This is a genomic window from Vibrio sp. KMM 9700 (assembly GCF_058545285.1).
The window spans coordinates 1,734,991-1,749,914 of sequence record NZ_CM178589.1 but is presented as its reverse complement, the minus strand read 5'-3'; the positions used below and the strand labels follow the sequence as shown (position 1 = coordinate 1,749,914).

General features: G+C 42.6%; 13 protein-coding genes and 1 pseudogene. 6 read left to right on the top strand and 8 right to left on the bottom strand.

Annotated elements, in window-relative coordinates; all coding sequences use genetic code 11:
- Positions 1-20: 20 nt before the first annotated feature.
- The gene (locus AC2VOY_RS07800; protein ID WP_491830756.1) at positions 21-1,007 is read right to left on the bottom strand and encodes a DUF2860 domain-containing protein; all 987 of its coding nucleotides are present in this window, start codon (positions 1,005-1,007) and stop codon (positions 21-23) included.
- A gap of 78 nt (positions 1,008-1,085) precedes the next feature.
- Positions 1,086-2,051 carry an MBL fold metallo-hydrolase gene (locus AC2VOY_RS07795; RefSeq protein WP_491830754.1) on the bottom strand — a complete coding sequence of 322 codons (966 nt, stop codon included), beginning with the start codon at positions 2,049-2,051 and terminating at the stop codon, positions 1,086-1,088.
- 103 nt (positions 2,052-2,154) lie between these two features.
- Between AC2VOY_RS07795 and AC2VOY_RS07790 the strand changes: the two genes are divergently transcribed.
- The gene (locus AC2VOY_RS07790; RefSeq protein ID WP_491830752.1) at positions 2,155-3,060 is read left to right on the top strand and encodes a LysR family transcriptional regulator; all 906 of its coding nucleotides are present in this window, start codon (positions 2,155-2,157) and stop codon (positions 3,058-3,060) included.
- Here the strand turns inward: AC2VOY_RS07790 and envZ are convergent.
- From envZ to AC2VOY_RS07770, 4 genes are all read right to left on the bottom strand, one after another.
- Positions 3,050-4,423, bottom strand: coding sequence for a two-component system sensor histidine kinase EnvZ (gene envZ / locus AC2VOY_RS07785; RefSeq protein ID WP_491830751.1), 1,374 nt, complete (start codon positions 4,421-4,423; stop codon positions 3,050-3,052). The two genes, AC2VOY_RS07790 and envZ, sit on opposite strands and share 11 nt — an antisense overlap.
- Positions 4,424-4,754: 331 nt before the next feature.
- Positions 4,755-5,474 (bottom strand): osmolarity response regulator transcription factor OmpR, encoded by a 720-nt coding sequence (gene ompR / locus AC2VOY_RS07780; protein WP_491830750.1) that lies wholly within the window; start codon positions 5,472-5,474, stop codon positions 4,755-4,757.
- A gap of 170 nt (positions 5,475-5,644) precedes the next feature.
- Positions 5,645-6,265 (bottom strand): DsbA family protein, encoded by a 621-nt coding sequence (locus tag AC2VOY_RS07775; protein ID WP_491830749.1) that lies wholly within the window; start codon positions 6,263-6,265, stop codon positions 5,645-5,647.
- Entirely contained in the window at positions 6,259-7,125 is an 867-nt protein-coding gene (locus tag AC2VOY_RS07770; RefSeq protein WP_491830748.1) for an MBL fold metallo-hydrolase, read from the bottom strand. Before AC2VOY_RS07770 ends, AC2VOY_RS07775 begins: the two co-directional genes overlap by 7 nt.
- 113 nt (positions 7,126-7,238) lie before the next feature.
- On the opposite strand from AC2VOY_RS07770, the gene AC2VOY_RS07765 reads away from it, so the two are divergent.
- The gene (locus AC2VOY_RS07765; RefSeq protein WP_491830747.1) at positions 7,239-8,126 is read left to right on the top strand and encodes a LysR family transcriptional regulator; all 888 of its coding nucleotides are present in this window, start codon (positions 7,239-7,241) and stop codon (positions 8,124-8,126) included.
- A 27-nt stretch (positions 8,127-8,153) separates the two neighbouring features.
- Here the strand turns inward: AC2VOY_RS07765 and greB are convergent, their stop codons facing one another.
- Positions 8,154-8,636 (bottom strand): transcription elongation factor GreB, encoded by a 483-nt coding sequence (gene greB, locus AC2VOY_RS07760; RefSeq protein ID WP_491830745.1) that lies wholly within the window; start codon positions 8,634-8,636, stop codon positions 8,154-8,156.
- 240 nt (positions 8,637-8,876) lie between these two features.
- Between greB and AC2VOY_RS07755 the strand changes: the two are divergent.
- The 4 genes and pseudogenes from AC2VOY_RS07755 to AC2VOY_RS07740 form a co-directional block, all read left to right on the top strand.
- Positions 8,877-11,058: pseudogene (locus AC2VOY_RS07755) on the top strand (Tex family protein); the annotation flags it as partial.
- 439 nt (positions 11,059-11,497) lie between these two features.
- Positions 11,498-12,274 (top strand): ComFC family protein, encoded by a 777-nt coding sequence (locus tag AC2VOY_RS07750; RefSeq protein ID WP_491830744.1) that lies wholly within the window; start codon positions 11,498-11,500, stop codon positions 12,272-12,274.
- A gap of 117 nt (positions 12,275-12,391) precedes the next feature.
- Positions 12,392-12,994 carry a Fe-S biogenesis protein NfuA gene (gene nfuA, locus AC2VOY_RS07745; RefSeq protein WP_491830742.1) on the top strand — a complete coding sequence of 201 codons (603 nt, stop codon included), beginning with the start codon at positions 12,392-12,394 and terminating at the stop codon, positions 12,992-12,994.
- 115 nt (positions 12,995-13,109) lie between these two features.
- Entirely contained in the window at positions 13,110-13,835 is a 726-nt protein-coding gene (locus AC2VOY_RS07740; RefSeq protein ID WP_491830741.1) for a glycerophosphodiester phosphodiesterase, read from the top strand.
- Positions 13,836-13,876: 41 nt separating this feature from the next.
- Here the strand turns inward: AC2VOY_RS07740 and epmA are convergent, their stop codons facing one another.
- A complete protein-coding gene (gene epmA / locus AC2VOY_RS07735) occupies positions 13,877-14,848 on the bottom strand; it encodes an elongation factor P--(R)-beta-lysine ligase (protein ID WP_491830740.1) in 972 nt (323 codons plus the stop codon).
- Positions 14,849-14,924: the final 76 nt, after the last annotated feature.

Sequence of the window (14,924 nt, the reverse complement as noted above, 5' to 3'; positions counted from 1 at the left end):
TAGGCATTTATTAACTGGAATTAAAATTTATAACTCACTCCAACACCTGTAATCAAACTGGTTTGATCATAGAAGTTAATATTGGCATTGGTTTGAGTGTAACCAGCTAGCATCGAAAGTGCCCAGTTATCCCAACCTAACAGCTTGTCATATTCATAAGCAAGAAATACTTTGTATTTATCAGCCTCCAAGCTCTTATTAAATATAGGGTTTTCTTTGTCGTAATCCGAGTATAGATACGCCCCAGTCAATGCAAGAGTGTGTTGATTTTGCTTATGAATAAGGCTCGTCTCTAGGCCAAATGCATCATGGCTCATGGCTTTACCATCGGCGTCAAAAGATTGATAAATCAAAGAGGGTACAAGGCGCGTGCTTGGCGCTAACTGCCATAGATAAGAAAGTTTGCTATAAAGTCCCTCACCTTCTCGATTTAACATTTTTTGCTCAGAAGCCAAAAGCAAGGTCGATCCGGATTTTTCGCTATCGAGTCTGTGGCTGTAATAAGCTGTATCTAAACTAAATTTGGAGCCTGCTATAGCTAAATATTTGAACCTTAAAGCATGCCCTGAAGTATCTGTTTTATCGCGAGACTCGCCGACAACAAAAGGATCGGTGAAAGTTTCGTTTTGAATTAAATCAGGTAGATAAGAGATTTCAATGCGTGAATAAGGTGCAACTTCATAGGCGTAGCCTGCCTCTAAGATAAAGTTACCAATACCAATATCAGCGCGTGATGTCCCAGCAAAGACTTGGTGTTGGTTACGCGCGCCGAATGTGTATCTTAATTCTGCAAGCGGGAGGGGTAGAAAGTCTGTCTCAGAATCGCCACTTTGGTTTAAAGAGTCAATTTTTTTGTCATCAGTATTAAAGTTTGATTCTTGGTTGCTGACTCCCAAAAGTAAAGACAGCTCCCCAGAAAGCCCTGCTTTGTCTAACTCAGCATTGGCAGGTAAAGTAAAAGCGCTCGCAACTAGCCCAGCAAATAAAGTATATCCCTTTTTATTCATTATCTTATCCATATATACGACAATATATTGAATATAGTAGAGATATACTTAGTTGCAATCTAAAAAGATTTTAAGTCATTATTTTTCTTGTTTTTTTAACTCAACAGCGAGTCTTTCTTGGGCGCCTTTTTTAAGTCCATCCAACTTTTCAATCAAAGCGGCTTGGTTAACCAGAGGATTCGACGCATCTTGCGGCGCTTTTTTCATTTCCTCAAAGGTTTCCATTAAGCTTGAAGAAAATGGATGCCCAGTTAAATCAACGCTTATCGGATCTTCTTCAGATAAAACAATTTCTTTTATTTTATCAATCGATTGAATGTATTGCTCAACTTGCTCTGGGCCTGAAATCGCATTCAAACCTAAGCCACCAAGCACTACAGCTCTACGCTTTTCACCATGCTCAAAGACATCAAACGCATAACTTGTCGTGCCCCAAGTATGCCCAGGGGTGGTATAAGCCGTCACCGAGGTATTGCCCAAAGTGATAACCTCTTGATCTTTTATCACTAAGTCAGGTTTTTCAGGCATATCCCAGCCTTTATTCTTATCTTGTGAATCATGGTAAGCTTCTTTCCAACCGGCTTCTGTCATACCAATTCGCGCATTCGGTAGCATTTGTTGTAATCTGCCAATGCCCCCTGCGTGATCAAAATGCCCATGAGTGATCAAGACATATTTCACATCTGAATAATCATAACCCAGAGCCTTAATTTTGCTGAGTAAGTCATCGGTAAAAGGTTGATATAAAGAGTCAATAAGGATCAGCCCTTGATCTGACTTAATCAGCCAAGATGAGACCCAACAAATTCCGACGTAATCTACATTATCAAAGACTTGCATTGGCTCAACAGCTTGTGCTTTTTCATCCCCCAACCATTTGCCTAACTGAGGTGGCATTTTTCCTGTGCTCGCAAACTGTGAAAATAGCTGATTAACTTCTTGAGAAGGTAGTTGAGTTAAGCAAGGGTTATCCTCTGCGGCATGCGCTCCAACAGATAACATGCCTAAAGATAAAGACATGGCTAATGTGATCGTTTTTTTCATCTTTTGCACCTACTTATAATGATTTAAGGGTAAGCATAGCGGATTGCGACAATATGAAAAACATGCTATTGGTAAACACATTATTGCATCAATCGAACATATTATGGATAGACTCACTTCGATAAAAGTCTTTGTTATGGTTGCCGATTTAGGTAGCCTTGCTGGCGCATCAAAGGCCTTGGAAATATCTCGCTCTATGGCGACTCGTCATATCGCGGCGCTAGAAAAGTCCCTGCACGCTCGTTTATTGCACCGAACGACCAGAAATTTAAGTTTGACCAGCGCAGGACAAAGCCTGTTGCCATATTGTCGTGATATTTTAAATCAGGAGCAGGATTTATACCTTGCTGCAAAAGAGCAAAGCTCTGTGGTTGAAGGCAAACTATCGATTGCAACGAGTATTTCATTTGGACAACTTTACCTTGCGTCAGCGATTGAGCGCTTTATGGATATATATCCAAGTATTCAGCTTGAATTGCGCCTCTACAGCCAACTCCCTGATCTGATCCAAGAAAAAATAGATATCGCAATTGAGTTAAGTGATCATCTGCCTGAAAATCTAATTGGAAAAAGACTGGGGCACTGCGCCTCCGTGATTTGTGCAACCCCACAATACTTATCTGCCCACGGCACCCCCAAACAGATCGACGCGTTGCAAAATCATAACTGCTTAGTGCATAAAAAACTCGGCCAGAACTGGACCTTAATTGATAAGAATACGAAGAAAACACAAAGGATTGAGGTGAGAAGTAACTACTTGGCAAATGACAGCACGATATTACTCAATGCTGTCATTTCAGGTCGAGGCATCGCCTGTTTGCCGCTCGCTTTTGTGAGTAGTTTTTTAGACAACGCGGTACTTGAGGCGATTCTTCCTGAATATGAAGTAAACCCTATTGGGATCTGGGCTTTGTATGCTTCAAGGCATTATCAGCCGCAAATACAGCGTTTATTTTTAGATTTTATCCAAGCTGATTTAGCTAAAAATCAAACCTCTGTTATTCCTTAGGCTCTGATTTTACGCTAGGCTCAGGTTTTGCAAGTGGCTTAGGTTTTAAACGCTTTTCTTTAAATACCGGCAATGCAATTTGTACGCGCAAGCCGCCAGCATTACGGTTCGTCACAGTGATCACACCATGATGCTGATTAATAATACGTTTAACAATCGCAAGGCCAAGCCCTGTGCCTTCACTGCCACGCGCCGTATCGCCCCTTGTGAAAGGTTCAAATAAGTTTTTAAGCTGCTTCGGGTCAATCCCTGGGCCATTATCTTCCACCGCAAACCAAACCAATTTGTTATCTGCGCTTTGTCCTGAGCTCACCTCAATCCAACCATCGCCATAGCGTCTCGCATTGACCACAAGGTTAGATAAGACGCGCTTAAGTCCAACGGACTCCCCAAGAGCATTTTTGATATTTTCGCTGAGCCTTGCATGACAAGTTGAGTTCGGGTATTTATCTTGCTCCGCCTCCACAACCTCTTCAATTAATCCATTAATATCAACCGCTTGATATTTTTGATGTTGGGAAGGTTTAAGGTAGGCCATAAACTGATTGATGATCTCATTGCACTCTTCGGTATCTTTGATCATGCTATCGGCGAGATAATCATCTTCAGGCGACATCATTTCTGTTGCCAAACGAATTCGCGTAAGTGGCGTGCGCAAGTCATGACTGACCCCAGACATCAATAAAGCTCGATCTTCTTCAAGGGCTTGGATCCCTTGCGCCATTTGGTTAAATGCCATAGTTACAGCGCGAATTTCTGTGCTTCCGGAGACAGGCAAAGGCTCTGGGATCTCCCCTTTTCCCACTTGTTTGGCCGCTTTTTCTAGCGCAATCAGCGGACGGTTTTGCATTCGGATAAACAGCCAAATACCCGCGATAAGCATTAGTGAAATCAACAAGCTATAACGGAACAAAGGTGCAAAGTCTTCTTCTTGAAGTTCACTTAGCGGAATACGGATAAGCTTATCAGGCAACGCCTCACTAGCTAGCCACAAGACATAACTATGCTCATCTGAAGTTAAACGCACCTCAGTTGGTGAGCCGACTTCTTGAGTCATAGATTCAGTTAAAAAATCAATCGCTTGTGAATGATTAAATCTTTGCTGAGCAGTCAGATCTGAGCTTTCAAAGACGGACACACCAAGATCTTCGAGCACTTTACGTCTCAACGGCATTTCATCTTGCGCATTAAAGGCGTCATCATCCAGCATTAAGCGCACTTCATAGGAAAGGATTTGGTTAAACTGTTGCAGACTAGGTTTAAGCGCGTAATTAAAGATGATCAGGTAGGAGAAAATTTGACTGGCAATCAAGGTGCCCATCAAAAAAACAAGAGTTTGAGTGCGAGATCGGCGTAGTTTCATCAAATATCTCTAACTAGCTAAATGAAAAGGCAAAACGCCCAGAAAACTCTGAGCGCTAATTAAATGGGATGTACATATTCAAAATACTTACTTGAGAACAAGGCAACAAACAAGCGCAAACTCTTAAACCGATAAGTATTTTTCAAAATAGTTAATGCTGTAGCAAGGCGACAAAATAATGAGACCCAATAAAACCCAGAAGCTTATCCTTTTAAATAGTTAAAGTCACAACAAGGCAGCGAAATGATGAGGCCCTAGGAGCATATAAGTATATGTGACTAGGGCGAGTCATTGAAGCTAACGCAGTTGTGGCTTTAAATATGACAAAGGATTAGGCTTTCTTGCCATCAGGAACAAACACATACCCCAAACCCCAAACCGTTTGAATATATCTCGGATGGCTTGGATCATCTTCCAACATTCTGCGCAAACGCGAAATCTGCACATCGATTGAACGCTCCATCGCTGAGTATTCACGACCACGCGCCATATTCATCAGCTTATCGCGCGACATTGGCTCTCTTGGGTGCGAAACTAAAATCTTCAGCACGGCAAATTCGCCTGAAGTCAAAGGCATAGCCTCATCACCTTTAAACATCTCACGTGTGCCAAGGTTTAGTCTAAACTCACCGAAAGTGACTTCTTCTTCTTCTGAGCTTGGTGCGCCCGGCGCTTCAATTTGTTGGCGACGCAGAACTGCTTTTAAACGCGCAAGCAGCTCACGTGGGTTAAATGGTTTTGGCAGATAATCATCTGCGCCCACTTCAAGGCCGACGATGCGATCAATCTCATCGCCTTTTGCTGTCAGCATGACGATTGGCAGGCTATTGTTTGCATTACGCAGGCGCTTACAGATTGATAAACCATCTTCACCTGGCAGCATTAAATCGAGTACCATCAGGTGGAAATTTTCACGCGTTAACAGGCGATCCATTTGCTCTGAATTTGCCACGCTGCGAACAATAAAGCCTTGCTCGGTTAAATAACGTTCAAGTAATGAGCGCAGTCTTGCATCGTCATCAACGACTAGTATTTTATAATTCTCTTGCATTCGATATCCCTTTGGATTCAAGGAGCCTATTTTTATGTATTCAAGATACCAGATTTAGGAAACTGTTACTCTATTTTGACTGTGAACTTGCTCAATTTACTGTAACATTTTGTCTTTCAATTGAGTTAATTCAAGCTTTTAGGCAGATGATACCCGAATGCAAATGAATGTTAAACGAGACTTTTTAGCAAAGTTTCCCAGTCTTGCGGACGACCATAAAACTCAGTATGCGGCAATCGCTTGAGGTCACCTTGATCTTCAAGGATAAGTGTCGGGTAACCTTGCACGCCCAATTGAGCCATGATCTGCTGAGTGTTACTGATTACGTCATTTTCCACACCAGCTAAATCTTGCATTTTTTCCTGCCACAAGTTTTGATCTAGCTTCAATTCAAGCGCCAAGGCATCCAAAGTTGCGTGCTCATTTACCGGCTTAGCATCCATATAATGTGCTTTTTGAATGGCTTTTAGCATATTAAATGGATTAACCCCTAGCGACTCAGCAACTAAAACAGCCCGTGTCGTGAGATAAGAGTCGAGGATCAGCGCTTCATTACTTGCCACTCGATCAATATAAGCTTGGCCGAATTGAGCCCCCGTGAGTTCAGCAATTCGCTTATCACTATCTAAAATGTGTTGACGAAATGACGCCTCAATCTTTCTTGCTGCTAACATACCTCCAGGATGAAGTTGCAGCTTAAACTTATCACTGTTAGCAATACATTCTATTAATGGGGTAGCGCCATAACACCACCCGCACATTGGGTCATAAAAGTAGTGAATTGTTACCATTGCATTTCTCCCATATGAACTTGTGCCCCTATGCTTAAAGCAACCGGAAAACCTGAAGCTTTGTATTTTTCAGACATTTTTTCGATAAGTTGTTGGCTATTTTGACTACTTTTTTTCGACTGCTTAAAGTCTTCAAGATAGCGTAGTGAATAGCTAATAGTTTCAACATTTAATTTAGTGCCTGACTTCATATGCCCCGGAATAACCATTTCTGGCTGTAAGGCCTGCATCTCTTTAAGTTGTTCACTCCACGCCTTTTGAATTTCATCCGTTTGCGCATCTGCCATCCAAAGGTGCAAATTACCAAAGACAGCTATATTACCTAAGATAGTTTTCGTCGAAGGCACCCACAAGTATGGGCGGTAAGCTAATTTGCCATCGCTGCCTTTGATCTCTATTTTATGCCCTTCCAAAGTAAGGCTGGTAGCTTCTATGGCTTTTGGGATATAAGGACTGACAGGTGCATTCTCACCCATTTTAGGCCCCCAAATTTTAAGTTTTGCAGCCAATTTCTTTTCTATTACTTTTTTCACCGCAGGTGTTGTGACTATCTCTGCATCCGGAAATAAAGTGTGCAATACCTCTGCTCCAAAATAGTAATCAGGATCTGCCTGACTAATAAAAATTGTTTTCAGCTCTTTACCTGTATCGAGGATCTTGGCTGCAATTCTGAGCGCATCGGCTTTGGTAAACCCTGTATCTACCAACATGACTTCATTCTCGCCTAAGATTAAAGTTGAGTTCACATGAAAGCTATTTTCGTCGGCGTTATAAACATCAAATTGAAGTGGTGCTTGCTCTGCTGCAAATGCGTTTCCTGCCACCAAAATAGATGCTGCTAATAGGCTTATTCTTTTCATCATTGTCTCCATAATATCTGTGGTTTGCTCTACTGGAATAAATCATAAAAGATTGACATGCTCAGAAAAACATACAAAATCAAACATCATTATTTCTTAATTCGAGCAGATAAATGGATAAGTTAACCGCTGCAAAAGTATTTGTTGATGTCGCGCAATCAGGTAGTTTTACGGCGACAGCTGAAAGACTTGAAATGTCTCGCCCTATGGTGACGCGTTATATTGATGCGATGGAGAAATGGTTAAATGTGCGCTTGCTGCATCGAACGACTCGTAAAATATCGCTGACAACCTTAGGAGAGCGATGCCTAAAGGAAACTGAAATTTGGCTTGAGCAAGCAGAAAGCTTAGTCGCCTTAAGTGATAATAACGAAGAATTGTCTGGTATGGTGAGAGTCGCAACCAGCATGTCATTTGGGTTTTCGCAGTTGATCCCTGCGCTGCAAGCCTTTATGTCTCTACACCCAAAAGTGCAGGTAGATATAGATTTACAAGATTCAGTTGCAGATTTAACAGAAAGGCAAATCGATCTAGCTATTCGGATTGCCTCTAGCCCTGAACCGTCATTGATTGGTAAGCCTATTGCAGTGTGTGAATCCGTGTTAGTCGCATCCCCTGAATATTTATCGAGCCAAGGGGAGGTTTTAGCGCCGGAGGAGTTAAGCCAACATCAATGCCTAGGTTATAAGAACTTTCAGCAGCATGTCTGGCACCTTGCTAATGGGAAGCAGCAAAAGTCAGTCGATGTAGAATGTCGCCTCACCGCAAATGAAACGACAACGCTACTCCACGCTGCGCTTCACGGGGCAGGGATTGCCATTCAACCGACATATTTAGCGAACCAATATATTGAAAATGGTCGCTTAAAACCTGTGCTTAGTGAGTGGAAACCTTCGAACCTAACTATCTATGCGCTGTATTCATCGAGAAAATATCAATCCTCCACGGTCAGAGCATTAATCGATTATCTACAAGATTATTTTAAAAATCACCCTTGGTAGCGGTTTGGTGATAACTTAAGTGATTGGTTATGTAAGTGATTTATAATCAATCGCATTGATAAACCACTCCTTGTCACCTTCAGGCGTTTTTACAATAAATTCATCATTCACTTCTTTTTTTAGTAATGCGCGAGCCATAGGGGAATCGATTGAAATATAGTCTTTTGCATCGCCATAGATCTCTTCTGGCCCGACAATCCTAAATTTTTTGATATCACCCTTTTCGTTCTCAATTTCCACCCAAGCACCGAAAAAGACCCTGCCTTCTTGTTGTGGAGAATAGTCAACAATCGTCACTTCAGATAAAAACTTACGTAAAAATCGAACCCGGCGGTCAATTTGACGCAACAGGCGCTTATTAAAAGTATAATCTGCATTCTCAGAGCGATCCCCTAAGCCCGCCGCCCAGGTGACAATTTTAGTAATTTCAGGACGCTTTTCATTCCATAAATGGTCATGCTCGGCCTTCAGTTTGTTATAGCCTTCTCTGGTCACGAGTTTGGTTTTCACTTCAATCATCCTATTTATCTGTCTGTGTTGTCATGCGTGCTTCGGAGCATAAAGCTTGTGATTGGCAAAACTATACTGGCATTTTTACCTAGCGCCAACTCATCCCAGTCTAAAACCTTATACTATCGTGCTCGCTTTCATATAATAAGAAAATGATGGCTTTGAAATGCCGATCCCAAACGGTATGATTGCTTGGTGGATCAATAAAATTTCGTATCAAAAAATATAACAAGGACACCCATGACTCAAGCTATTTTAAAAACGCTTGCCACTGAACTCAATGTTCGTCTTGAGCAAATTAGCGCAACTGTTGCTTTAATCGATGAAGGCAGCACCATCCCCTTTATTGCGCGTTATCGTAAAGAAGTCACTGGTGGCTTGGACGACACCCAATTGCGCACGCTCGACACACGTTTAACTTATTTACGTGAGCTTAGCGATCGCAAGCAAAGCATTCTTAAATCCATTCGTGAGCAAGACAAACTCACCCCAGAGCTTGAGGCGGCAATTGAAGCGACCGACAGCAAAACTCGCTTGGAAGATTTATACCTGCCATACAAACCTAAGCGTCGCACCAAAGGTCAAATTGCGATTGAAGCAGGTCTTGAGCCCTTAGCCGATAGCTTGTGGGAAAATCCAAATCAAGATCCTGAAACCAAAGCCAGTGAGTTTTTAAACCCTGAGCACAAAATTGAAGACACCAAAGCGGCGCTTGATGGTGCTCGCGCAATCTTGATGGAGCGCATGGCAGAAGATGCTGATTTATTAGAAAAACTGCGTCTGCATCTAAATAAAAATGCCACCATTGAAGCCAAAGTTGTGGCGGGTCAAGAAGCTGCGGGTGAGAAATTTAAAGATTATTTTGCCCATAGCGAAAGCATTAGCAAAGCCCCTTCGCATCGAGCACTGGCTATGTTGCGTGGTCGTAATGAAGGCTTTTTACAATTATCATTAAACGCCGATCCTGAGCAAGAAGAAGGCGTGCGCAGTTCATATTGTGAAACCATTATTAGCAATCACTACAAGGTCAACTTAAGTGATGCACCGGCCGATAAATGGCGTCAGCAGGTGATCAGCTGGGCATGGCGCATCAAGCTCTCGATGCACCTTGAAACAGAGTTAATGGCGCAACTAAAAGAACGCGCTGAAATCGAAGCGATTGAAGTGTTTGCCACCAACCTAAAAGATTTATTGATGGCAGCGCCAGCAGGCCCACGCGCAACGCTTGGTTTAGATCCGGGCTTGCGTACAGGTTCAAAAATTGCGGTAGTTGATAGCACAGGTAAAGTTCTGGAAACAGCAACAATTTATCCGCACCAACCGCACAATAAAATCGCTGAATCAGCGCGCACGGTTGAAGCTATGGTCAAAAAACATGGTATGGATTTAATCGCAATTGGTAACGGCACCGCTTCACGCGAAACTGACGCCTTTGTCGGTAAGCTGATTAAAGATGCTAACCTAAAAGTGCAAAAAATCATGGTCAGCGAAGCCGGCGCATCGGTTTATTCGGCGTCAGAGCTTGCTGCAAAAGAATTCCCTGATATGGATGTATCGCTACGTGGCGCAGTTTCAATTGCTCGCCGCTTGCAAGATCCACTTGCTGAGCTTGTGAAAATCGACCCTAAATCTATCGGTGTGGGTCAATATCAACACGATGTCAACCAAAGCCAATTAGCTAAGCGTCTTGACGCAGTGGTAGAAGATTGTGTAAACGCAGTTGGCGTGGATGTGAATACTGCATCAAGCGCCCTACTAACCCGAGTCGCAGGTTTATCCACCACACTGGCGCAAAATATTGTTGCTTATCGTGATGAAACCGGACGCTTTGATAGCCGCGCTGCACTGAAAAAAGTGCCTCGTTTAGGGCCAAAGGCATTTGAGCAATGCGCAGGTTTCTTGCGTATTATGAATGGCAAAAACCCACTCGATGCTTCCGCTGTTCACCCCGAAGCTTACCCAGTGGTGAAGAAAATCGCCCAAGTAAATGATAAGCCAGTACAAAACCTTATTGGTGACAGTGCGTTTTTACAAAACCTGCGCGCTGCCGATTACACTGATGAAAGCTTTGGCTTGCCAACGGTTACCGACATCATCAAAGAGCTCGATAAACCGGGTCGCGATCCTCGTCCTGAGTTTAAAACTGCAAGCTTTGCCGATGGCGTTAACACTATGAATGATCTCGAAATTGGGATGATTTTAGAAGGCGTGGTCTCTAACGTGGCCAACTTTGGCGCTTTTGTCGACATTGGCGTACACCAAGATGGTTTAGTGCATATTTCGGCATTAACCGATCGCTATGTGGCTGATCCACGTGAAGTAGTGAAAGCTGGTGACATCGTCAAAGTGAAAGTCATGGAAGTCGATGTGGCGCGTAAGCGTATTGCACTCTCTATGCGCCTGAATGATGAACCCGGTCAAGCAAGCCCGAAACGCAGCAGCCCAAGCGCCTCAAATACAAAAGCTAAGAATAAGCCAAGCAGCAAACCAAACAATCAAGTTGGCGGCACTTTAGGCGGCGCATTTGCTGAGGCTTTTGCCAAAGCAAAACGTTAAAAAACTACATTTCTACTCAAAAAGGATGAAGTGTATATTCGCACTAAATCATTAGTTTTTAAGTGGATTCATCTAAAGCACGGTTAAAGATTAGTTTTAACTGTGCTTTTTTCTTCTATTCCCGCATAAAAAGTCCAGATATAAATTCAAAAATTTAACTCGAACTGGATCACATCCTAAAATGTTTTTTAAGTAATATAGCGATCAAGTAAACAATTTCTCACTTTTGAGAGTATGAATTTTTCCCAACTAGCCATGCTTATTATCAATACATCAGACCAATAAAAACCGATAAAGGCTCTATTATGGGAATGTTTAAAAACCGACTTATTATGCAGGTATTAGGCCAAGTTCAGCCACAGTGCCATTTATGTCACCACCCGATCACAGGTGATACACAAGTCACCGACTCTCGCTTATGGTGCCCGGATTGTTTTGATCATCTTCAAGGTCTTGAGAATCACTCATCTTGCATGCGTTGCGGTTTGCCTTTAGCGGCTGACTCAGAGCAAAAATTTGGCGAGCAGACCTCAACCCAAGCGCTACCCTGCCCACATTGTGCGCAGCAACCCCCGCCTTGGGATCGTCTATTTTGTTTGTCTGATTACCAAGCACCACTTAAATCTTATATCCACCAATTTAAATACCAAGGCCACTTTTGGCTTGCTAATAATTTAGGTGCGCTGCTTGCAAATAAATTCACTTGCCAAGCACCAGTACTACTGCCGGTTCCTTTGCATTGGCATAAATATATGCAACGCGGCTTTAACCAAAGTGAATACCTAGCTGATGCCATGGCAAAACATTGGAAAACCCACGAAGGTATTCAAGTCCATGTTTTAAAAGGTGCATTAAGCCGACACCTGCCAACCGAGTCGCAAAAAGGTTTAACTCAAAAGCAAAGGCTGCTAAATACGAAAAATGCATTTTCGCTGCAACATGAGATTTATCACAAACATGTTGCCTTGGTTGACGATGTGGTCACAACTGGCAGTACACTCAAACCTATTTGTGAGTTACTACGCCAGCAAGGGGTTGAGCAAATTGATGTCTATTGTCTAGCCCGCACTCAGCTAGACTAATGCAATATGCGCGCTCATTCATGACGCTCAATCTATATCCAAATTAGCTTCGAACTTGAACTAGTGCGCGTATCAGATACAATAGGATAAAACCAACCCATAAAATCAGGTATTCCCGTGTCTAATACTAATTCAACATCTACTATAACGATCTCTAGCGCTGCACAAGAGCATTTCGTTAAGCTTTTAGAACAACAACCTGCTGGTACAAATATCCGTATTTTTGTTGTAAACCCTGGTACACCAACTGCTGAGTGTGGCGTTTCGTATTGCCCTGCAGACTCTATCGAATCAAGCGATACTAAAATGGAATACACAGGTTTTGATGCCTATGTTGACGAGCTTAGCCTGCCTTTCCTTGAAGATGCAGAAATCGACTATGTGACAGATAAAATCGGCTCACAACTTACACTTAAAGCGCCAAATGCAAAAATGCGCAAAGTATCTGATGACGCGCCTTTAATGGAACGTGTTGAATATGTGATCCAAAGTGAAGTCAACCCACAACTTGCAGGTCACGGCGGCTTTGTCACGCTAAACCGCATCACTGAAGACGGCATTGCGTTAGTTCAATTTGGTGGCGGCTGTAACGGTTGTTCTATGGTTGACGTGACGCTTAAAGAAGGCATTGAGAAACAACTTCTTGAGCGCTTTGCGGGTGAATTAACTGCGGTTCGCGATTCAACTGAGCATGATCGTGGTGATCACTCTTATATGTAATCACTTAACCAATGCGTTAAATAATTTGGTTACATGACTAAGATACAATGAATCGCATGCTCAACACTGGGCTGCGATTTTTTTATGTCTTTTGATTGAATAACAAGGAATTTTTATGATCATCATCGCTCACCGCGGCGCCCGTGGCACACACCCTGAAAATACTCTACTAGCCTTTCAAGCAGCGCTTGATGTCGGCAGCCCAGCGATTGAATTAGATGTACATGAGCATCAAGGTGAGCTCTGGGTGATTCATGATAAATGGCTCAACCGCACCACTAATCAAATTGGCCTACTTTCTTGGTTAAGCACTGATAAACTTAAACAAGTCGATGCCGGACAAGGTGAAAAAATCCCAACCTTACGTGAAGTATTTGCTTTAATTCAAGGTAAAATCGCTTTGAATATTGAAGTGAAAGGATTACAAAACATTGACTTACTGGCTACACATCTTGAAGAAGCAATACGAGATTATGGCTTTGATGAGTCGCAACTGATTGTGTCTTCGTTTAAACATGAGTGGCTCGCACAAATCAAACAAGCACGCCCAGAGACCCAAATCGGCGCCTTAACTGGCTCAAAAGGCTTACATAAAGCCAAGTTTGCACAAGACCTAGGCGCCATTAGCCTCAACGTAGATTTAGATGTGATCGATGCAGATTATGTTAATGATGCGCACCAGCGTGGCCTCAAAGTCTTTGTTTATACCGTCAACCAAGCTGAAGATTGGCAAGAGCTTGCCGACATAGGTGTTGACGGTATTTTTTGTGATTATCCAAAAGGGGCGATTGAATACTTTGAAAAGCAAAGCATCACTCAAGACCCTAAATTCACTTGGTAGCTAAGCAATTCCCAAATCCGTAGCTTGGCATAAATAAATAGTTAAGCGCGATCAAAGGTAAAAGCTGTCACCTCATCAATATGCTTAGCACCCGTGGCGAGCATAATTAAACGGTCGACCCCAAGTGCAACCCCTGCGCATTGGGGCAAACCCGCTTCTAGCGCCGCAATCAAATGATGGTCAATTGGCTGCGCTGCTAAGCCCATTTCAAGGCGTTGCACATTGTCTTTTTCAAAGCGCGCGAGCTGTTCCTTGGCATCATCAAGCTCATGAAAACCATTGGCAAGCTCCACGCCTTTAAAATAGACTTCAAAGCGATCGGCAACCCTTGGATCAGCTTGGTTGATTTTCGCAAGCGCAGCTTGAGAGGCAGGAAAATCATAAATAAACACTGGCTGCTTTTGACCAATTTTTGGCTCAACGCCTACACTAAACAAAAGCTGTAAAATTGTATCCCGATTCGTCTCTGCCGCGCATATATCCGCAAGTCCAAGATTTTCTGCGACAGCTTTTAGCTCATCTAAACTTGCCTCAAGTGGACAAACATTTAATACAGCTAAAAACGCGTCTTGATAAGTTTCTTTATCCACACCTTCACAGCCAAGCACTTGCATTAGCAGCTCTTGCATTTCAGCCATTAGATCATGATGATCAAAACCGACGCGATACCACTCCAACATAGTAAATTCTGGGTTATGAAAACGGCCATTTTCTTCATTACGAAACGCCTTACCTATCTGAAAAATTGAGCCATAACCAGCAGCAAGTAAACGCTTCATATGAAATTCAGGACTTGTCATTAAAAAGCATTTTTGACCTTTAGAGAACTCAGGGCCAATAAAATGAGTTTGAAAGGTATGCAAATGCACATCCGTGACCGTAGCTTGGCTAATCGCTGGCGTTTCGACTTCAAGCACATCTCTGCACTCAAAGAAATCCCGAATTTGTTTAAGGATTATTTGCCTTTTTCTAAGGTCATCTAGGCTTGCTGTAGGCATCCACTTTTCACGCATAAATATTCATCTCAATTTGATTTGGCTGTTTGTAGATTCAACTTAATGACTAAAATATAAATAATTTTTATATCTA